The organism is Pontibacter lucknowensis (assembly GCF_900156415.1).
GTDB classification, from domain to species: domain Bacteria; phylum Bacteroidota; class Bacteroidia; order Cytophagales; family Hymenobacteraceae; genus Pontibacter; species Pontibacter lucknowensis.
Map to the genome: position 1 here is coordinate 364014 of NZ_FTNM01000004.1, position 20574 is coordinate 384587.

14 protein-coding genes are annotated in these 20574 nt (G+C 50.8%); 2 read left to right on the forward strand and 12 right to left on the reverse strand.

Going from position 1 to position 20574, the window contains the following annotated elements; all coding sequences use genetic code 11:
- The first annotated feature begins 134 nt into the window (after positions 1 to 134).
- On the forward strand, positions 135 to 2783 hold the full coding sequence (locus tag BW972_RS14665; protein WP_076422666.1) for an SBBP repeat-containing protein: 2649 nt from the start codon (positions 135 to 137) through the stop codon (positions 2781 to 2783).
- A 42-nt stretch (positions 2784 to 2825) separates the two neighbouring features.
- Here the strand turns inward: BW972_RS14665 and BW972_RS14670 are convergent, their stop codons facing one another.
- The 3 genes from BW972_RS14670 to BW972_RS14680 all read right to left on the reverse strand — a co-directional run bounded on the left by BW972_RS14670 (position 2826) and on the right by BW972_RS14680 (position 5307).
- A complete protein-coding gene (locus BW972_RS14670) occupies positions 2826 to 3350 on the reverse strand; it encodes a DUF421 domain-containing protein (protein ID WP_076422667.1) in 525 nt (174 codons plus the stop codon).
- 197 nt (positions 3351 to 3547) lie between these two features.
- Complete coding sequence (locus BW972_RS14675) at positions 3548 to 4807, reverse strand: serine hydrolase domain-containing protein (protein ID WP_076422668.1); 1260 nt, start codon at positions 4805 to 4807, stop codon at positions 3548 to 3550.
- A 131-nt stretch (positions 4808 to 4938) separates the two neighbouring features.
- The gene (locus tag BW972_RS14680) at positions 4939 to 5307 is read right to left on the reverse strand and encodes a methylglyoxal synthase (RefSeq protein ID WP_076422669.1); all 369 of its coding nucleotides are present in this window, start codon (positions 5305 to 5307) and stop codon (positions 4939 to 4941) included.
- Between the two features lie 173 nt (positions 5308 to 5480).
- On the opposite strand from BW972_RS14680, the gene BW972_RS14685 reads away from it, so the two are divergent.
- Positions 5481 to 6287 carry a DUF1206 domain-containing protein gene (locus BW972_RS14685; RefSeq protein ID WP_076422670.1) on the forward strand — a complete coding sequence of 269 codons (807 nt, stop codon included), beginning with the start codon at positions 5481 to 5483 and terminating at the stop codon, positions 6285 to 6287.
- Positions 6288 to 6295: 8 nt separating this feature from the next.
- Here BW972_RS14685 and BW972_RS14690 read toward each other — a convergent pair whose 3' ends face one another.
- From BW972_RS14690 to BW972_RS14730, 9 genes are all read right to left on the reverse strand, one after another.
- Positions 6296 to 7501, reverse strand: coding sequence for a threonine synthase (locus BW972_RS14690; protein ID WP_076422723.1), 1206 nt, complete (start codon positions 7499 to 7501; stop codon positions 6296 to 6298).
- A gap of 62 nt (positions 7502 to 7563) precedes the next feature.
- Positions 7564 to 8469 (reverse strand): LysR family transcriptional regulator, encoded by a 906-nt coding sequence (locus BW972_RS14695; RefSeq protein WP_007659329.1) that lies wholly within the window; start codon positions 8467 to 8469, stop codon positions 7564 to 7566.
- Between the two features lie 69 nt (positions 8470 to 8538).
- Positions 8539 to 8784 (reverse strand): hypothetical protein, encoded by a 246-nt coding sequence (locus BW972_RS14700; protein WP_007659325.1) that lies wholly within the window; start codon positions 8782 to 8784, stop codon positions 8539 to 8541.
- 117 nt (positions 8785 to 8901) lie between these two features.
- Positions 8902 to 11631 carry an alpha-L-rhamnosidase-related protein gene (locus BW972_RS14705; protein ID WP_076422671.1) on the reverse strand — a complete coding sequence of 910 codons (2730 nt, stop codon included), beginning with the start codon at positions 11629 to 11631 and terminating at the stop codon, positions 8902 to 8904.
- Between the two features lie 487 nt (positions 11632 to 12118).
- Complete coding sequence (locus BW972_RS14710; protein WP_083674192.1) at positions 12119 to 13294, reverse strand: aldose epimerase family protein; 1176 nt, start codon at positions 13292 to 13294, stop codon at positions 12119 to 12121.
- Positions 13295 to 13315: 21 nt separating this feature from the next.
- Entirely contained in the window at positions 13316 to 14890 is a 1575-nt protein-coding gene (locus tag BW972_RS14715) for an alpha-amylase family glycosyl hydrolase (RefSeq protein ID WP_076422672.1), read from the reverse strand.
- Between the two features lie 318 nt (positions 14891 to 15208).
- Positions 15209 to 17677: a glycoside hydrolase family 31 protein gene (locus BW972_RS14720; protein WP_076422673.1), complete on the reverse strand. Its 2469-nt coding sequence runs from the start codon at positions 17675 to 17677 to the stop codon at positions 15209 to 15211.
- 145 nt (positions 17678 to 17822) lie between these two features.
- Positions 17823 to 18827, reverse strand: coding sequence for a SusE domain-containing protein (locus BW972_RS14725; RefSeq protein WP_159439862.1), 1005 nt, complete (start codon positions 18825 to 18827; stop codon positions 17823 to 17825).
- 114 nt (positions 18828 to 18941) lie between these two features.
- Entirely contained in the window at positions 18942 to 20567 is a 1626-nt protein-coding gene (locus BW972_RS14730; RefSeq protein WP_007658301.1) for a RagB/SusD family nutrient uptake outer membrane protein, read from the reverse strand.
- Positions 20568 to 20574: the final 7 nt, after the last annotated feature.

Below are 20574 nucleotides of genomic sequence, written 5' to 3' on the forward strand. Positions count from 1 at the left end.
GCCTGACAATTCGCAGTTGAAGTAGGTTTTAGGAGAGTGGAGATATTGTATATTTGCAGGACGGTGGCTGCCATACCTTACCATCTATAAGTGCCACCCTGTGTCTCCCTTATTCCTGTTTACGTCAGCAGCTTATGCTTAAAATTTTTACGCTAGTATTATTCATTCTGGGTGTTATCTCTGCTCCCGTATCGGCACAAACAAATAACCCTCCGGAGTGGGAGTGGAACAGCAAAGTTACAGGCATCGCTTCAGGGAGTGGTATTATAGTAGACAGCAAGGGCAATACCTATACAGCTGGCTCTTTCAACAAGAGCGTAACCATCGGGAACACAACCCTTACGAGTGATAAACCTCACGGGGAGGGCTATGTTGCAAAATATGATGCTGCCGGGAAAGAAGTTTGGGTCATCAAGCTTGGAGGTGACGCCAGAAAATTAGTCATGGACTCGCAAGAGAATATTTTCGTCACAGGTGGCTTCGAAGATACGGGCGTATTCGGTTCTACTGTGCTGAAAAGCAATGGGATTCATGACTACTATTTAGTTAAACTGAATAGCGCAGGTCAGGTACTTTGGGCAACAAACACTACGGCGCTGAGCGGCAATGAGGCATCTGCGACCGGTGTGGATGTTGGGATCGATGCAAAAGGTAATATTTATGTAACGGGCATTTTCATCGGAGACATTACATTCGGGAATGTTTCGTTGGCAAGTCAGGGGAGAGATCTTTTTATCTTAAAACTGGATCCATTCGGAAAGGCAATCTGGGCACGTAAAGCTGGTGGGGATGGTTTTGACTCTGTGGGAAGTATTGCTGTTGATGCAACGGGGAATAGCTTTATAACAGGAGATATCAGAGGAACGGCACATTTCGGAGCAATCTCTATTTCATCTGAGTATAGTCTGTCAATTTCTGGTTTTCACCCGGCACTTTTTATTGCTAAATACAACACTGCAGGAGATGTGGTATGGGTAAAAAAAACAGGTAGTAGTGGTACTCACAGTCTCAAAATAACGCTCGATAAGAACGGATTTATATTCCTGACCGGTTGGTTTAGCGGTCCGGCTAACTTTGCCTCCACTATATTGTATGCCTACAACCAAAGTATGTTCCTGGCGAAATACGATGCAGCAGGAGATGTGATCTGGGCCCGGGAAGCTGGTGGGTACTGGTATGATTCAGGGTTGGATGTGGCAATCGACAGAGACGGTAACAGCTATGTGACCGGGTTTTACACGCGGCAAGCAACTTTTGGCAATTTTACAATAGAGAATGAAATTGGCAGCAGCTTCTATGCCGCTAAATACAATTCTGAAGGCAAGGTGTTATGGGTGAAGCAGTTTGGCTCTCCTAAAGCGGGAGGCAGGGGAAACGCAATTGCAGTGGATGCGTTGGGTAATTGCTATATTACTGGTGGAGGCAACGAGACAGCTTTTGAAGGGATAGACCAGTATGAAGATCGCTCAGACAAGTTTGTCGCCAAACTGGCCTCAGATGCCGACCCTGCCATTCTGACCAGTAACCTGCCTGAACTGGAATACTGTGCTGGCGCAATCGTGCCTGTTTCATTTCTCAAATCCGGTTCTTACGCAGCTGGTAATACTTTCACGGCCCAACTCTCCGATGCCTCCGGTTCGTTTGCCAACCCTGTGACGATAGGTACTGGTCAATCGGCTCCCATTATGGCTGAGTTACCGGCAGGTATAGCGCCAGGCGCTGGCTATAGGATCCGTGTGGTGGCCGGAGTGCCGGCTGTAATAGGCATGGAGAGTAGCATACCTGTCAGTATTGTTGCAAGACCTATGGCGCCTGTTGTTATACCTGCTGCAAGTTGTGGCAGCGGTAACGTGACCCTTGCAGTTTCAGGAGCTCGTACCGGTGAAGCCTACCATTGGTATGCCACCGCCACAGGAGGTGAAGTACTGGCCATTGGCCCCACGTTCAATACACCGGCTATCAACAGCACCACACACTACTATGTGTCACTCGTAAACGGTACGGGCTGTGAAAGTAACCGGACGCTTGTAACGGCAACTATTGATCCTGCACTGAATGTGCAGGCAGGCAGCGATGCTGAACTATGCATAGGCGGAGGCGATGTGCAGCTGACAGGATTTAGTCCGGCAGGTGGTACCTGGAGCGGAACTGGTGTAAGTAAAGCGGGAGTTTTTAGTCCCTCCTTGGCAGGTGCAGGAACTCACACTTTGACCTATACCTTTGACAATGGGCATTGCGCGGGTTACAGTACAAAAGTGATGCAGGTTACGCCCATACCTGCTATCCAGGCAGGTTTCGAACCGGTTGAGTGCGGTACTGCCGAAAGCCCGTCGGGACTCGCCCCGCTGCAGGTAAAATTTACCAACAGTACAAGCGGTGCTACTGCCTACTTGTGGGAGTTTGGCGATGGCACTACTTCGCAGGAAGCTGCACCTGGCCATACCTACAATACAATCGGCAACTATGATGTGTACCTGACTACCTTTTATGGCAATAATTGCAGCAACAGGCAGCAGGTGACAACAGTACAAGTAGAGCGCCGGAAGGAGAACGCCAATGTGTTCACTCCGAATGGCGACGGGTTGAATGATTATTTCGTCCTGAATGTATCCTGCCTTCCCCTTGATTTAAAAGTGTTTGACCGGTGGGGGAAACTGGTTTTTGAGCAGGCGGACTATAGACAAAACTGGGATGGCGGAAATCAGCGAAGCGGTATTTATTTCTACCATGCCACCACCAGTAACGGGCAGAATTGGAAAGGCTGGGTTGAGATGATACGCTGACAGGGAAGTGCAGTCTGCAGCTAATGGTAATTCCCCTTCCCATCAGCGCGGGTAATTGCCTGCGTCCTTTAGGGCATTTGGTGAATCTGATTTGATTGTGGGTATAACTGTTATTTCACCGGTTGACTCCAGGATCATCACATCAATTTTGGACAGGTCCTCCTGTCCACCGTTGCGGGCGGCTGAATTGATTTCTTCTATTGTTACGCGTTCTTTTTTAAGGGCTTCATCTATTAGTTCCCCTTTGTAAAGTAATAGGGTAGGCTTGCTGGTAATAAAATGTTTGACAGCCTTATACCTCACTGAAAGCCAGGTGATAACATACTGAAGGAATATCAGTAAGAAGAAGGCCAGAACGCCATCTGCAAGCGCCACATTTTTATTGAGTGACACCGAGGCGAGTGCCGAGCCCAATGCCACCGTCACAATGAAGTCGAAAGCATTCATTTTGGAGAGTGTCCGTTTGCCGGATGATCGCAAGAGCAATACCATGGCAATATAGGCAAGAATAGTGATCGTGAAAGTTCTGAAAATACTGTCCCAGTTGTCGAAAAAGAATTTTTCCATAAGGTGTGAGGTCCGCTTTTTTTAAGTTGCAGGTATACGCCTCTTTTACTCGATTGAACCCGTGCGGTTGCAAAAGAGGAACAAACAGGGAACAGACCGGTCGATGCGTTTAATCATCAGTCCGTTCTCTACCTTTTCAAAAAGAATCGATCAGCGATCAGGCTATCAAAGAAATTGCTACCTCTAACTGTGCGGTACTATTTTTTTGATTTGCTCAAGCTATTTAGCCTTATATAATAATCGTCAAGCAAATCATAGATCGCTTTCTGATCCTTGCCTGATGAATTAGAATCCCAATCTGTATTAACTATAAAATACCTGCCCATTCTTTTATCTTTGAAAAACCAAATTACAGAGGACATTCCTGGGTCACCACCGGTATGCCCAAAATTCCCTGTAGAACCGAACCCCATCGTGATTCCCATGTTATACTCGTCACTGTATTCACTGGTACTCCTGTTTATGAAGTTTTCTGCCGTAAGCTGTGGTGTAAAGTATTCTTTGTAACTCTGCTCTGAAAGTAAGGTTCCGTTACCAAAATACCCTTTCATGAGTTCCAAGATATACTTACCCATGTCTGAGCTTGTGGTCAGCAATCCTCCGTCAGGATACCCAACAAGTGAATAGTAGGGATATGGAGTTTGCTTATCCTGATAAGTTGGGGAATATTTTGAAAAATCAATCGCATCGAAACTCCAGCCCGACGAATTCATCTTCAAAGGGAGTAAAATATACTGGGTAGTAAACGCATCATAAGTAGTGCCTACTGCTTTCTCTAAAACCAGTGCAGCAAGTGAAGCCCCGACATTTGAATACTCAAAAGTACTACCAGGCTCCTTTGTTGAGAAAGCTTCTTTCGTGTACCATGCTCCTCCGGTATCAAGCAAGTTTTTCAAGAAATCCTCTAAGGAGATTTTAGTTGATGGAGGGTTAAAACGTGTCGGCGAAATGTCTATGTTAAGATTCTGAACTAAATTAATTGTGTCTTTAAGGATCACATTTCTGGTAAGGTATTCTTCTGTGTCAACAATAGAAGACGTGTGGGTTACCAAATGCCGGATAGTGATAGGAACTTCCGGGTGTTCTGGATTAAACACGTTGAAGGGTAAATACTTACTGACTGGCTCGTCTAAGTTCAGATGGCCTAATTCCTGTGCTTTAAGAATGGCAATACCAATGACAGTCTTAGATACAGAGGCAATATTCTGAACTGTGCTTTCTGTGTACTTGGTGTTTTCCCTGATATTAGAAATGCCAAAACCGTTTTGGTACAGCACCTCTTTGTCGTTCACTAAAGCTACACCGAAGCCGTTAAAACTTGTCGTTTTACTGATTTGGGTCAATTTCTCTGTCAACTCCTGTTGAGTTCGCAGAAATTCCTTTGAATGTAAATTCCTCGTCGTCTTACAGGAAACAGCTACAATAGAGACAACTACAAGTAAAAATAGATGTTTCATATTTTTAATCGATGTACATTCTCTCTTTTTAGGTTCCATATTGAAGTGTTGCACCCAACTAGTGCATATAGCAGGAGTACATGCTCCTACTATATGAACTTTGTTGTAGAGTTGGATCTGTGGATTTATACCTAGTCTTTTCTTTCCAACACAATCAAATCAGCCGATGCCTTATTCAAAGCAATAGGAATGTTGTTGAGTACCGCCGTGCGGATCAGTGTTTGGATGTCGTGCTCGTGGCCGTGTGGGGTTTCTACGTCAATGAAGAATATCACCTTTTGGATCTGGCCCTGAAGCAGGCGAGCGGCTAGCAGAATATCGCCACCACTTGGGCCGTGGCCGAAGGGTTCGATGTTCATGTCAAGCAGCTCATTGATCAGCTTGGAAGTGTTAGTCGTCCCAATCAGCTTGTATTGGCGCAGGGCCTGTTGGTTCTCTTTTACCCAGTTGAGTAGTTCCGTCTTCTTGTTGTTGTGGGCAATCAGTGCAATGGTTGTCATAAGGTATGATGTATAGCTTGATTCAGTAACGCTTCAGTGCTGTTGCTGTTGAGTTAGTGAAGATAAGCTTTTCACCTTTATAATCTAAATTCTAAACTGAAAGATCATGTCTCTCGTCAAAAGAGCGAGACATCCTACAGCGTCTGATTCAGGAGGAAAGAGAAAGAGTACCCATGACAGTAGACAAAAAGTACAGAAAGATTGCGCAGTGGCTGGCCCGTTACGGTTGTGTATCCATCGGTCTCGTGTATGTGCTGCTAGGGAGCATGGCGATTCTCTCGCTGTTTGGCAGGTCAGAGGACGATGCTGATGAAGAGCGGGCACTGGATTATCTGCTTGAATACACCTTGGGAGAAATACTGGTCTGGGTAGTGCTGATTGGTATGGTCGGTTACATCACCTGGCGGGTATTTGAAGCTATAACCGACCCCTACGAGTTTGGGAAAGACCTGAAAGGTATAGGCAAAAGGGTAGGGGTTGCTCTGAGCGGCGTAGGCTATGGGCTTATTGCCTTCTCAGCTTACGAAGTGCTGAACGGAGGCGGCGGAAACAGTGAAGAGGAACAGCAACTGATGATCGCCAGAATACTGGCCTGGGATGCAGGGCCATGGCTGGTCGGCGCTGCTGGCGTGGTCACTATGCTGACTGGCCTGGTGCAGTTCCAATACGTTATACAGGGAGCCTATAACAAGCGCCTGGATCTGGGCGAACTAGAACAGTATAAAAAGCGCATTATTCACACGCTGGCATGGGCAGGATATTTTGCACGTGGTATCATCCTGCTCGTGCTTGGGTACTTTCTGCTGCGCGGCGCTATCAAGCAAGACGAAAACGCAGTCGGAGACACCGATTCAGCTTTCGATTTTATAGGTGGAGGCACAGTGGGTGACACAGCCTTTTTCCTGGTGGCGCTGGGTACGATCTGCTATGGCTTTTTTATGTTTATCTTCAGTGTGTTTTACAAATTTAGGAGAGACTGATGGGAAGCTTAGTCCTCTGCAAACACACCAGAAAGATTTTCCATGTACTTCTGTCCGGAACCAGTGTTGAGCAGGAGAATCTTTTCATCGGGTGAGATACAGCCCGTGTCGACCAGCTTACGGGTGGCCATCCACACAGCAGCTCCTTCCGGCGCTACAAACAACCCTTCGCTGGCGCCCAGTTCTTTCAATCCTGCTATCATTTCCTGCTCGCTGATGCTGATAGCCGTACCGCCGGACTCCTGCAGTGTCTGCAGCATCAGTTGCTCACCCAATGGGCGAGGAACGGCCAGTCCGTTAGCGATAGTTGGTTTGCCCATGTAGTTATGCGCATTGGCTTGTCTGCCGTAAAAAGTCTCTACCAGTGGACGGCAGTTCTCGGCCTGTACTGCCACCATGCGCGGCAGTTTTATATCCGCCGGCAACCAGCCGATTTTTTTCATCTCCTTGAACGCTTTCCAGATTCCGATCAGTCCGGTACCACCGCCGGCAGGGTATAGGATCACGTCAGGCAGTTCCCAATTGCCCTGTTCGGCAATCTCGTAACCCATGGTTTTTTTTCCTTCGATGCGATAGGGCTCTTTTAAAGTAGACACATCCAGCAGTTCGCCAGCGCTGTTAAGCTCCTTTGCCCTGGCGGCGCAGTCGTTGATCAGACCATCCACCAGCACTACCTCAGCGCCGTACCAGTAACATTCGTCCCGGAAAGCCTTTGGCGTATGGCGCGGCATGACCACCGTGGCACGCATACCTGCCTTGGCGCAATAGGCCGCCATTGCCACACCAGCATTGCCGGCTGTAGGTATAATGCAGCCTTCCACGCCATGCTCTTTTGCTTTGGAGATCGCCATACTGAGTCCGCGGGCTTTAAAAGAGCCGGTCGGGTTCTGGCCTTCATCCTTCAGCTGCAGGGAGCGGAGCTCATACTTTTTAGCCAGGTTGTTTAGCGTCAGGATCGGGGTATAGCCTTCGCCAAGACTCACGATGTTTTCTTTGTGCAGCACAGGCAGCATTTCGAGGTAACGCCACATGGTGCCTTCCCGCTTTTGCAGTACCTCTTTGCTTAGCGACTTGGCAAGGTTATACCCAGCCAGCAAAGGCAGCTGGCAGCAAGCCGAAACTGTCTGTTTTTCGAAGGGAGAATATTGTTTGCCGCAGCCTGAGCAGGATAATGTGCTGAGGTGGCTTACTAAGGATTGAAGCGTCGTTTCCATATCAGTATTTACGGCAATTAACACTCCTGATATGACCAAACAAAATAGCTTTAAGGAATAGGCTATTCCATTTTGGAATAATAGCGTTTCGTAAACTGAATGAAATTTTTGTAAGGGAAATTGTTCTCGGTGCCTTTGCGCTGTATGAAATTGAAACTCCTTTTTATGGTAAGTCCGTTGATTGGTACCTGCACCAACTCACCGGACTGCAGTTCTTTTATCACCGCTTGCCGGGGGAGGAAAGAAAGACAGGTATCTACCCGCACGAAGTTCTTTAGCGCTTCGGTGCCACCAAGTCGTATTTTAATAGGCAGCTCATTTAACTTCACCTGCTTCCGCTCCAGTGCCAATTCCAGCACGGCCAGTGTGCCCGAACCTCGTTCACGCAGCGCCAGCGGAATCTCGTACAGGTCCCGGATCTCCAGTTGCTGCTTTTTGAGCGGATTGCGGGAAGAACAGACGGCGATCACTTCATCGGTCAGGAAAGGCGTATAAGTCACGTTGCTCACTTTATTGATTCCCTCTACAATGCCCAGGTCTATTTCGTGGTCGAGCAGGGCTTTGAGGATGTTCTCGCTGTTCCGGTTTTTCAGGTCGAGGTGCACATTGGGGTTTTGTTGCAGGTAGGCCGAGAGCACCGGTGGCAGAATATAAAGCGAGATAGTGGTACTTGCTCCCAGCACCATGTTGACCTGAGGGGAAAAATTCTCACTCAGTTGCTTGAAATTCTGGTAAAGTTCGTGTTGCAGCTGTTTGGCAGAAAGTAGTTTTTCATAAAGCAGCTTGCCGGCAGGGGTAAGCACGACACTGTTGCCCAGCCGCTCGAAGAGGCCGGTCTTGTAGAACTCCTCCAGCGCCTTGATGTGCTTGCTGATGGCGGACTGGCTGATAAAGAGCGTCTGGCTAGCTTTGGTAAAGCTAAGCAAACGAGCCACTTCCATAAAGATCTCGTGTCGGTGAGAGAGCATGTCGCTGCAATGGGTTTCTGCAAGTATAACGAATATGCTGCTGATTTAGCAGATATGCCCAGCTGCAATTTATACCTGCGCAGTCTCGATCTGCTTCACCAGCTCTTCATCCGATACAGTTTCCATCCAGTCCCTGGTCAGTTGCAGCCGCACCGTCTGGGCACCACCGCTTGGGGTGCAGACCACAGTCACTTCGTCGTTGTCACCCGCTGTGATTTCTGCGGCTCTTTCTGCGTCTTCTTTGGCTAAACTGCTGTAAGTCTGCACGCAGGTCCAGGTGGTGTTGTCTGTGCTTGTTACTTCTCTTTGTGTCATCGTTTGAATTTAAAGGTATAGGCTATACTGGCTGTTTGAAAATAAGGTGCAGCTTATACGAAAAAAGCCCCGCCTGCACATGGCAGACGGGGCTTTAATAAGTGAGGATATTTCGAGCTATTGCACCCGGATCAGGCGCAGGTGGTCGACCATGGCCTGGTTCACTTCACCGTTCATGTTCTCGTTTTGTGGCTCAAAGGTAAGTGACAGCTGGTGGGAGCCTTTCTCGAGCTGCACCCATACCTTGTTGGTATAGCCCCAGTCGCTCCACTCGCCGATGCCTCGCTGCGGCAGCACGATGGTGCCGGCCATTTCTTTGCCTTTACGCAGGGCGCGGATGGCTGCTTTGTTGTCGGTGTTGATCGGGCCATTGCCGTTGGCATAGCGGAAGTCTATGGCGTACAAGCCTGCCTGAGGCGCATTTACTTTGAAGGTGATGGTCGTGTTTGCCTTTTTGCTCACTTCAACAAAGCCCTTGCCTGTAAAGCCTTTGTAAGGTTGTTTGGCTGGCGTAGCTGTTGCCTCGGCTTCGTATACCTGTTCCAGTGCGGCAGGGTATACCGCCACCGGCTCGCTGGCAAAAGAGCCAAAGCCTGCTGCGTCCGTTGCGATCACCTGGTACTCAGCATAGCCATCTGGCTTAACCGCTATACCTGTTTCAGTGGTTTGCTGCAGCGGCTTACCGTTTTTGAGCACGGTGTAATTCACCGCGCCTTCTACAGTCTGCCAGCTATACCTGCCATTGGCAAACGTAGCTGTGGGAGCGACAGGTGTTACATGATGGGCTACTTTGTTCTGGCTACCTTTACCGCTTATTTCATCAGCAAGCACGATCTGCACTTTATGCTGACCGCTTAGGCTTGCAGGTATAGCAGCGCCTTCCAGTGGCTGTCCGTCCAGTGTGATGCTGCGGATGCTGTTGCCGAAGCCCTCCATTTGGATGTCAAGCACGGCATTTCTATACCTGAAATTGGTCAGGCTTCGATTGCCTTTATAACTCTCCGGTACAAAAGGTTTGAATACCAGCTGATCTGCCTGAAAATCCATGCCGAAAAGCAGTTTGTAGGTCATGCCCAGGTAGCCTGCCACACTCCACAATTGGCGGTCGGAATTAACCTGCGTGCCCGCATAGTCGCCGTTGCTGGCTACAAAGTTTTCCTTGTTAGTCAGGAACAGAGCAGCAGGCCGGTAGATGGCATTTAAGCTCTCCACGGTAGCGGTTTCATTGCCGGTTTTGGCAGCGGCCAGGGTCCAGTAGGCCTGCACAAAAGGCCAGATGCCGTTGTTGTGATAAGGCGGAATGTTCGGGATTTGCGGGAAAATGCTTGGTACACCGAAGTCATAAACCGGGGTGTTGGCCACAACTCTTTTTGCTCTGTCCGTATCAGCTATGCCAAACAGAACTGTGAGTGCCTCACCTAATGCCTCGGCTCTTGGCGACAGCGGCAAGTAGTTGCGGCCGTACAGGTACTGTCCATAATAGCCTTTGTCTTCCTGCCATAACTGCTGGTTTATACCTTGCTTGATGCGCTCGGCCAGTTGGCTATACCTGTCAGCGGCCTGCTTGTCTTGAAGCATGGTCGCCATCTGGCTCAGCAGCACATTGGCCTGATAATGCACGGCGTTGGTACCGAGATTTTGCGAAGCGTAGATATCGGCAGGCTGCATCCATTTCGGGTAGGTCTGCTCGCGCCAATCCAGGAAAGAGGATTCGCCGCGCATCAGGTTCGTGTTCTGGTCGAAGGCGTTGAGCAAATCGTCTTCCATCGAATTGCGGATGATCTCATAGGCCTCCCGCAACCAGTTCTGGTCTCCGGTAACAGTGTAGATTTCCCAGGCTGCCGTGGCCCAAACGATGCGGTCGGTCGAAACAGGGTAAGCACCGCCCGTGCCGGTATCCTGGATGATGCGCTGGTTCTTCACTTTACGCATCAGACTTTTGCGGGCTATCTCCGGCTCAATGGCCGCCAAACCCAGTATCAAGCTGTAGCTGATGTCGCGGGTCCACACACCGGCCCATTCTTTACCGGTACGGAAAGTGCCATCCTCTTCAATGTTCTTCACCACTTCCTCCAGCGTCATGTTGTAGAGTGCGTCGGTCAGTACGTAGTCGGATTTGTACTGCGGGTATTTGTCAATCGGCAGACTCAATTTCCAGTGCGAGGCCGTGAACTTCTCTTCGCGGTGGGCATTCATAGTGAGCGTCACTTCATAAATGCCGTCACCGTCCGGATCCTCCAGTTCCATCCCCTCCCGACTTGCCAGATTGTCGAAGTCCCACGAAAGGGGAGAGGAATTACCGGCGATGTAAACGCCCTTGAAATCATCTTTGTATACCTTGCTGCCATTGTAGGCGGTGTAGAATCCCTGCTTCTCAAAGGCCTGCAGCACTTCGCGCATGTCCACCCGCACCGTCAGCGGTGTATTCGGTGGCAGAAATGCCTTGGCAGGTGCCGGCTCAGTAGCCTTGAGCTGCTGCCCGAATTTGATGATCGGCGTTTCACAGCTCCCGCCTTCTTCAGCAAGGCAGATGAACTGGTGGTCCATACCCGGCGGCATCTCATTGTCCTTGCTGTTGATGCTGAACTTAAAGAGCACCTCCGGCGACTGGAACTCGTTTGCAGGGCTCTGGTAGCTTGAGGTGATCTCGGTAGGGGAGAGCGCCTTTGCTACATGATCACCTTGGATCACGCGGTCAGGGTAGATGCTGTATGCTTGGGATTGCCAGATTGCCTTTTCGGTACTGACCGTTTTGGTGGTCGTGCCTGTGTGCGGTTGCGTTTTGCAGGCGCTTGCAGTTAGTAGGACTGCTAAGCCTAAGATATTTATGTAAGTGTAATTGTTCATGGCTAACTTTAATGTGTTATAGCTTCGCCTGTGCGGCGGGCACCTACTTTTTTCCTTGATGAAAAAAGTAGGCAAAAAAATCAAGACGATTTTAAACTCGCTGACCGCTCAGACACAAAATCGTTGGCTGTGCACCTGGCTCAGGTGATCTGTTTCATAGCCTAAGTGTAAGTTACCTTTTCAATGCGTGTCAGTGGGCCGTGTCAGGAGCAACTATGCTTATACCTGAAAAGTGGCAGTTACTGAAACTCCCCTCTTTGGCTTTTATAGAGGGCCCCTACCCCCAGGAGGGGCAGGGGTGGTTTGACCCGGTATAGTAAAATAACTACAGAAACCACAACGCTTATACCTTGAAATGGCAGCAACAGCAAATCCCCTCTTGAGAGGGGCAGAGGGATGACAATCGTGAACACCGACATTATCAATCCTGAAAATCTGTCTTAATCCTGTAAATCCTTGGGGTAGGGGCCCTATATAAAGATTCTGACTACTCCTTCACCCCAAACTTATACACCGTTGTTTCGCTGTATTTCTCACCGGGCCGGATGATACTTGAAGGGAATCTCTCCTGATTCGGGGAATCGGGGAAGTGCTGGGCTTCGAGGCAGAGGCCGGCGTAGCGGTTGTAGGTCGTGTTGTTGTGGCCGGTCAGAGTGCCGTCCAGGTGGAAAGCAGTGTAGAACTGGATGCCGGGCTGGGTAGTATGTACTTCCATTACACGGCCTGTGGTAGGTTCTTCTACCGTTGCGGCATGCACCAGTTTTTCGCCTCCGTTGCGCACCACGTAGTTCAGATCATAGCCGTAGCCTTGCAAATTGTCGATGCGCTCACCAACACGGGTTGGCGTGGTGAAGTCGTAGGGCGTGCCTTTCACCGGAGCCAACTCACCGGTAGGTATAAGCGTCTCGTCAGTCGCTGTGAACTGGTCTGCGTTGATCGTAACGATGTGGTTGAGGATGTCCTTTTCCTTACCCGCACTCAGGTTGAAATAGCTGTGGTTGGTCAGGTTAACCGGCGTGGCTTTGTCGGTCGTAGCTTCGTAGTCGATCTTTAGGGCGTTAAAGCCTGTCAGGGTATAGGTCACCACCACGGTCAGGTTGCCCGGGTAACCTTCTTCACCGTCCTTGCTCACGTAGGTCAGCCGGATCGCGTTTTGCCGTTGCAAAGGCTCAGCCTGCCATACTACCCTGTCGAAACCGGTAATGCCGCCATGCAGGTGGTTGGGCGCATTGTTAGTAGCCAGGGTATATTCCTGCCCGTCCAGCGTAAACTTCCCCTTGGCAATTCGGTTGGCGTAGCGCCCCACAATGCCACCAAAATGCGGATCGTTGGGTACGTAACCATCCACATTGTCAAAACCGAGCGCCACTTCACCCAGGTTGCCTTCGCGATCCGGCGTCTGAATCGAGGTGACGATCGCCCCGTAATTGGTGATCTTTACGATCATGCCACTATCGTTGGTCAGGGTATAGAGCTGCACTTCCTGCCCGTCGGGGGCGGTGCCAAAGGGTTCTGATTTTATTTCCATCGTGCTTGTTTCTGCTGTACTTGTGGTTTGCTCTGTCTGGCTGTCGTTGCCAGAGCAGCCCATCAGGCAGGCGGTACTCAGGCTTCCGAGAAGAGCTAGCATCAGTAAGGTACGGCGGCCGTTATATTTTTGCATATTCTTTTTCCTGTTCGTCTTTTATTTGGTGAGAATGATAGAGCTGTATGCAGGTAGTTGTACTGTGCTGCCATTTAATTTCGCAGCGTTGTGCTGATGTACCAGTTTACTATGCTCCTGCAGGTTGGCAGGTAGGGTAACGCTCGTGGTATTACCAGATAAGTTATGCAACACAAGCACCGACTCATCGGCCATTGTGCGCAGAAAAGCGCTCACTGCCCTGTTTTGCATATCCACGGGTTCGAGTTCGCCACGTGTCAGCGCATTACTGCTGTTACGCAATTGGATGTAGGCTTTGTAGTGGTTCAGGAGTGAGTTCGGATCTTGCGCCTGCTGCGCCATAGGCCTAACGTTCTGCTCGGTACTGTACTCAGGCGTTACCCAGGTAGCGCGGCAATCGTCGTTTGCTTTTGTATCCCACAGGAAAGGCTCCCGTATCTGCTCGTCCGGCTTTTTGCCCTGCATCCCGATCTCCTCACCGTAGTACACATAGGGAGCGCCCGGCAATGTAAATAGCAACGCCGCTGCTACCTTGGCCTTGTTCAAATCGCCGTTTACCTCGCTCATAATGCGGTTCTGGTCGTGATTGCTCAGGATGGTGGCGTCTACAAAATTCGGATTCACTTGCTGATAGGTATTGATGATGCGGTCGTGGTGGATAGCCAGCGAGTCGCCGTTTCCTGTTTTCAGGGCGTCGAGTATTTTCCAGCTCATCTCAAAGTTGAAGAGAGCAGGGAGGCCTTTGGTATAAGGGGCCACAACATCAGCCTCAGCCCATACCTCACCCACCAGGTATACATCCGGCTTTACCTTCTGCATCTCGGCTCTGAATTCCTCCCAAAAAGCATGATTATCCGCTGGTCTGTCATCCGGGAAAATGTGGCGGGCCGCATCAAGTCTAAAGCCGTCCACGCCCACTTCCTCCAGCCAGTAGCGACCGATCTTGTATACCTCCTCACGCACCTTCGGATTGTCGAAGTTAAGGTCGGGCATGCCACCCCAGAAGTAACCGAAGTATTTGTAGTCACTGCCTTTCACCTCGTGCCACTGGTGCACGTTGTGGGAGTCATCACCAGTGGTCTTGCCTTCGCCTTTGGTCTGCGGGTCGTCCTTATGCGCCCACACGTAGTAGTCGCGATAAGGACTTTTCTCGTCTTTGGCAGCTTCTACAAACCAGGGGTGTTGGTTGCTGGAATGGTTCACCACAAAGTCGATTACGACCTTAATATTACGTTTGTGCGCCTCCTCCAGAAAGGTTTTGAAATCTTCCATGGTGCCATAGTCCGGGTGGATGCCGGTATAGTCGGTCACGTCGTATTTGTGGTAGGTAGGAGATGGGCTCATCGGCATCAGCCAAATGCCTTCTATACCTAGCTCTGCCAGGTAATCGAGTTTGGAGGTCATGCCTTTGATGTCGCCGATTCCGTCGTTGTCAGAGTCGCAGAAGGACTGGACAAAGATCTCGTAGCTCACACCGTTTGGCCATTCATTCGCGGTAGCAACGGGCTGACTTTCAGGTTGGTTTGTGGAGCTGCAACCCGTCGCCAGGTATAGCGCAGGTATAAGCAGCAGGTGATGCAGGTTTAGTTTTTTCATGGTTGATTGTTGTTTAAACCTACCCCAGCTCTCCTTTAAGTAAAGGGAAGGGGGTTGGAATGATTAGTTTGGTTATGTTTTTTTTATACCCTCGCTCGCGTCCCGCGAGTGTGAGTTATTTGGTGGCGTCCCGCCACCTGTGCCAGAGGCACACATTACAGCGGCCGGAGTCCGCATGATAGCTCACACTCGCGGGACGCGAGCGAGGGCAGTAGAGTTTGGACTCCCCCTCCTTTTGTTAGGAGGGGGCTGGGAGGAGGTAATCTTCAGGCGAAAATCCTGTTAATCTTTGAATCCTGTAAATCCTGATTCAGACAATTAATAAACCACTGTAAATCTTCCATTATCATTCCGCACGACCATGCTGCGCACCTTATATCCAATCTGCGGATTAGCCGTGCCTTGCGGATCGAAGCGGGAAACAGGGTCGATGAACGAAGCGAAGTCTTCTCTTATATCAGTTCTTTTGTTGTTGAACCTGAAGCGGGTCTTGGCGTCAAAGCCGTGCAGCATCACTTTCACGTGGTTGAACTTCGTTTTAAAGTTACCTTCCACATCGCCGAAAGTGATTGTTTTGCGGCGTGGGTCGTAGGTGATGGTGCGCTTGTAAAATGCGCCTTTCTGGTAGTCGTAGCTCTCGCCGTCGTCTTCGTAGTACACAAAGCTGTTGGCCACATCGCCGTGGTATACGTGTATGGTCAGCGTGTCAGTCGGCATCTCACCGGTGTGCTGCACCAGCGACTGCATCGGTATGATGCTGCTTTCTTTCACGTAGATCGGCAATCTGTTGTACTGCACTCCGATCATCTCCTCGCGATTACCCTGCTTCACTTCGCCGGTCCAGAGGTCGTACCACTTGCCGCGCGGGAAGTATACCTTGCCGTAGTTCTTCGTGCTCTCAAAGGGCATGATCAGGAAGGCCTTACCGAACTGGAACTGCGAGTCAAACTCGCCATTGTATACCTTGTCGTCGTGGGTATAGTCGATGGCCAGTGTGCGCATGAGCGGGTGTCCGGACTGGGTGGACTCGTACATATTAGAGTAGATGTACGGCATCAGGCGGTAGCGCAGGTTAATGAAATTGCGGGCGATCTCAGTCACCTCTTCGCCAAAGGCCCAAGGCTCGGCCGAGCGGGTGTTCACGCCGGTGTGGTTACGGAAATAAGGGGTGAAAGCCCCCAGCTGAATCCAGCGGGCAAAAAGACCTACCGGCGCGTTACCCGTGAAGCCGCCGATGTCCATCGCAGAGAAGGAAACACCTGTTACGCCGAGGCTATTAAGCAAACGGATACCTAAGAGCATGTGACTATCTTCGGCGCGGTTGTCACCGGTCCAGATGGCGGAGTAGCGCTGCGAACCGGAATAGCCGGCACGGGAGAGGATAAACGGACGCTTGTTGGGCATGTGCTGGCGGGCACCTTCGTAGCTGGCGCGGGCCATCTGCAGCCCATACACGTTGCGACCCTCTTTGTGGGTAGTGATGTTGCCCTCGAAATTAAAGAGCACGTTGTTCGGCATTTTCTGACCCCATGTGGCGATCTCGTTCATGTCGTTCCAGAAGCCGTCCACGTTGGTGTCGGCAAAGAACTTGATCTCTTTTTTCCACCACTCACGGCCTTTCTCGCTCGTGAAATCAGGGAAGTGCGTCCAGCCCGGCCATACCTCGCCGGCGTAGTATTTACCATCCGGGTACTTCAGGAACACATCGTCTTTCACACCACGTTCATAGGCGCCGTAGCCTTCTTCGATCTTGATGCCCGGGTCCACGATCACAGTGGTTCTAAAGCCCATATCCTTGAGCTTTTTGTTCATAGTAGCCGGATCCGGGAAGCGCGATTTATCCCAGGTGAAGAGTTTGTAGGCATCCATGTAGTGGATGTCTAGCGTGATGCCGTCGGCAGGTATACGCTTCTCACGCAGGGTTTGCGCAATGCGGAAAACCTCCGTCTCCGGATAGTAGGAATAGCGGTTCTGCTGGTAACCCAGACTCCAGAGCGGCGGCAGTTCCATACGGCCGGTCAGGAAGGTATAGCTCCCGATGATGTCGGCCAGTTTGGTGTGGTAGAAGAAGTAGTAATCCATCTCGCCGCCCTGTGCCCCGAAGGAGGAGAAGCGGTCGTTGCTGGCGCCGAAGTTGAAATCACTCTGGTAGCTGTTATCGAAGAAGATGCCGTAATTGAGACCGTTGTGTATCCCGATGTAAAAAGGAAAAGTGGTATACAGCGGATCCTGATTGGTGGTATAGGCGTAGGCGTCGGTGTTCCAGTTGGTATAGCCGCTGCCACGGCGGTCGAGTCCGCCGGTTTTTTCACCTAAGCCGATGAAGCGCTCACCTTTCTGCATCTTTTTGTAGGTGGTCACTTCCTCGCCGATCCAGGAGGTGGTCAGGCCTTCCTCATCCTGGTTGATCACTTTGCCATCGCGGGTCAGGAAAGCTACCGAGAAGGGGTTCTTGGTGATGCGCGCCTGCAGGGAGTCCGTCAGGATGGTAACCTCTTTATCATTCTGCGTGATGTTCACCTTGGTTTGCTGCGGCTGCGTAACCACGGCGTAGGAAAAGTCTTTGCCAAGCGGCTGCTTGTCCATGCGCACGCGCACCACGGTTGGGGTATAGACCGTCACTTCCACGTGGTTATTCCGGTCGGTGGTCAGGCTTACTTTCTGTCCGGAGATGTTGACATTGTTCACGGAGCCGACTTCTCTGATCGGGCTGTTCTGCGCATACGATGGCAGGTATAGCGCCGTGGTCAGCAGGAGGGCAGCCAGCGCTTTGTAGAAAATCTTCATAGGGAGATTTTTGCTGAAAGGTTGAAAACAAAAGGTCTTTATATAGCAAACCCGGCCAAGCGAGACAGCCTGCCGGGTTTGCTTAATTTAAAAATGCAGTTCGCAGCAGTATGCTTCTATAAAGTTTTTGCGCGATCCTGGCATCTTAAAGTTTGGTCAGGGAGTAGGTGTAGTTACCCGGATTCGCCAGATTGAGCACTACTTCATAATCTCCGGCTTCCTCTATCTTGATGTTGGCCGCGCCATACTCCAGGCTAGCGTCAGCATTGTCGTCACCTAAGTTTATATCCCAGGCATCGTTAGCTCTGAACTTGATCTCGCCAACAGACAGTTTTAAGGTTCCTTTCCATACCTGCTCCGTGGCATTGTATGACAGGTCCTGGTCAGAATCCCAGCCACCTGCAGTCGCATCCCCAATTACACCCCAGGTCGTTCTGATGGCTTCCCAAGTCATCTGGTTGGTATTGGCCTTGAGTAGGTAGTAGCCCGTGCCGTTCACTACTAAATTGTCCCCTTTTTCTGTCAGTGTTCCTTTGTTGCCGCTGCTGGTGCCGCCGAAGTCATTGTCCCAGTTAGGCTCAGGCGTAAACTTAAAGTTTGTCTGAGCCTCCGGGAAGTTCACATAACCTTCATACACACCATTATCATTCACAGATGATACCTTTGGTGCCTCGCCTGGGTTCCAGCCCTGGTGGCTGCCCGGTACCCACAGCGATACATACTCGATGATGTCGAGGAACGGCGTTACGTTGAAAGAAACTACGTTGGAATAAGCTGGTGTTACACTCTCTGCCACAGAAGATCGGACACGTGCCTGTATGGTGCCTTCGTTGTTTGGCGCCAGGCCCAGCTGCGTGGCCAGGGTGTTCAACTCCGCTACGGTCAAGGTTCTGCTCGTTGTGCCAGATGTTGCTTCTATTTCTCTGGCTTCTTCAAAGTCACCACCTTCTGCAATAAACTGCAAGGTATAGGTAACAGCTGCCTGATAGCCGTAATCAGCGGCTGTCCAGTTCATGGTTATCGCATCTTCCCCTTTTGTTTCTGCTGTCAACTCCACACTGTTTTCAGTGGCAGCAAGGGTAGGAGCAGCACCAGGGCGCAGTACCAGCCGCTCTTCGTCTTTCTCGCAAGAGAACAGCACCAGCGACATAAGGCACAGGGTAAATAATTTATTTATCGTGCTTTTCATATTTGATGATTTCAAAATGTGATGTATCTATCCGGAAGCTGACCCCATTAGAGACCAGCTTCCGGTCTGTTCAGATTATCGTGTATAGCCCGGGTTCTGTGTCAGGTTCGGGTTGGCGGTCAGGTCCGTGCTTGGGATTGGGTACAGTCGGCGGAATTCCTCCACACCTCTTCCTTCCGGAACGGCACCTTTCCATGGCCACACATAAGTAGCCGACGTGAATCTGTTGAAGCGGATCAGGTCTGTTCTGCGGTGACCTTCCCATTTCAATTCACGGGCACGCTCGTTGATAATGAAGTCCAGCGTCAACTGTCCCTGGCTGATCGCACCACCGTTGCCTCGCACATTGCCAGTTGCATCTGTATAGGCACGGCGACGCAGTTGGTTTACGTAGTCAAGTGCGTCAGCTGCAGAACCACCGCCGCCACGTAGCACAGCCTCAGCATACATCAGGTATACATCAGCCAGGCGGAACATTGGGAAGTCAGTGTCCGGGTGGTTGCCACTCGGGTCAGAACCTGCCTGACCTGCTCTGTTCACGTTTTTGAATTTCGTGATCGGGTAGCCGTCTGTGAAAGTGAAAATGTCAGCGATCTCCAGGTTCTGTCCGTCGGTATGGAACATGGCGCGCTCATCCGGTGTGGCATTGGTGCTCGGGAAGAGCTCGACAATGTTCTTGGTCGTGCGCAGACCACCCCAGCCACCGTTGATGCCAAAAGCAGCTGCATTCATGTTGCCGCCGACTGGCGCATGTACCAGGTAAGTCATACCGCCCCAGGTTGTGGTGCGCAGACCGTCAAACGTGATCGGGAAAATGATCTCGCTTGAGGTATGGTTGTCAGCAAGGAACAGGTTGCCGTATTCTGCCTCCAGTTGGTAGCGACCAGAGTCGATCACGCGGCGGGAGTAGGTTACAGCATCTGCGTAACGGCCCTGGCCGGTGTAAACCTCCGCATTCAGGTATAGCTTGGCAAGCAGCGTCCAGGCTGCTGCCTTGTCAGCTCTGCCGTATTCAAATCCGGGTTCGCCCAGTTCACTCTCAATGGCCAGCAGCTCGCTCTCCACATAGCTGAACAGGTCGGCGCGTGTCGTCTGCTCCGGGAAGAAAGAACCTACACGGTCCTGCTCAGTCACGAAAGGCACGTTGCCATACAGGTCGAGCGCATGCCAATAGCTCAGAGCGCGCAGGAAGCGGGCTTCAGCACGGTAGCGTCTGGCTTCTTCCAGGTTCGCACCTGTGATGCCACGCTCGCTTAGCTGGGCATCCTGTGTCTCGCGGATAAACTCGTTTGTAAGCGATACCTGGTAGAAAATACGGTTGTAAAGTGCGCGCAGGAATTCGTTGGCCGGTGTCCAGTCCATGTCATGCAGGTCGCGCAGGGTACCGTCGTTCCAGGCAATGATCGCCTCGTCAGTCGACAGCTCCTGGGCCTGCCAGTACTGGCGCAGGTAGTTGGAGAAGCCCTCGTCGATACCGCTGATGTCAGGACGACCAGCAGGGCCCTGCTGACCTGTCACCGCGTAGCCGGCATACATTTTGGCCAGGATGCTCTTGTAGTTGGCGAAGTCACGATACACGTTAGCCGATACTACATCGTACTTCGGCTCTATGTCCAGACTGTGGTCGCAGGAAGCAGCAGACAGGGAAAGGACGCCTGCCAGTGCTATGTTTCTTATGTTTCTGAAATTCAGAGTTTTCATGGTTGGA

Coding starts and splice junctions, on each gene's coding strand:
- BW972_RS14700 (WP_007659325.1), bottom strand. CDS start 8,784: ATGACACAAAGAGAAGTAACAAGCACAGACAACACCACCTGGACCTGC.
- BW972_RS14690 (WP_076422723.1), bottom strand. CDS start 7,501: ATGGAAACGACGCTTCAATCCTTAGTAAGCCACCTCAGCACATTATCC.
- BW972_RS14730 (WP_007658301.1), bottom strand. CDS start 20,567: ATGAAAACTCTGAATTTCAGAAACATAAGAAACATAGCACTGGCAGGC.
- BW972_RS14670 (WP_076422667.1), bottom strand. CDS start 3,350: ATGGAAAAATTCTTTTTCGACAACTGGGACAGTATTTTCAGAACTTTC.
- BW972_RS14680 (WP_076422669.1), bottom strand. CDS start 5,307: ATGACAACCATTGCACTGATTGCCCACAACAACAAGAAGACGGAACTA.
- BW972_RS14725 (WP_159439862.1), bottom strand. CDS start 18,827: ATGTCGCTGGTGCTGTTCTCTTGCGAGAAAGACGAAGAGCGGCTGGTA.
- BW972_RS14715 (WP_076422672.1), bottom strand. CDS start 14,890: ATGAAAAAACTAAACCTGCATCACCTGCTGCTTATACCTGCGCTATAC.
- BW972_RS14720 (WP_076422673.1), bottom strand. CDS start 17,677: ATGAAGATTTTCTACAAAGCGCTGGCTGCCCTCCTGCTGACCACGGCG.
- BW972_RS14665 (WP_076422666.1), top strand. CDS start 135: ATGCTTAAAATTTTTACGCTAGTATTATTCATTCTGGGTGTTATCTCT.
- BW972_RS14675 (WP_076422668.1), bottom strand. CDS start 4,807: ATGAAACATCTATTTTTACTTGTAGTTGTCTCTATTGTAGCTGTTTCC.
- BW972_RS14685 (WP_076422670.1), top strand. CDS start 5,481: ATGACAGTAGACAAAAAGTACAGAAAGATTGCGCAGTGGCTGGCCCGT.
- BW972_RS14710 (WP_083674192.1), bottom strand. CDS start 13,294: ATGCAAAAATATAACGGCCGCCGTACCTTACTGATGCTAGCTCTTCTC.
- BW972_RS14695 (WP_007659329.1), bottom strand. CDS start 8,469: ATGCTCTCTCACCGACACGAGATCTTTATGGAAGTGGCTCGTTTGCTT.
- BW972_RS14705 (WP_076422671.1), bottom strand. CDS start 11,631: ATGAACAATTACACTTACATAAATATCTTAGGCTTAGCAGTCCTACTA.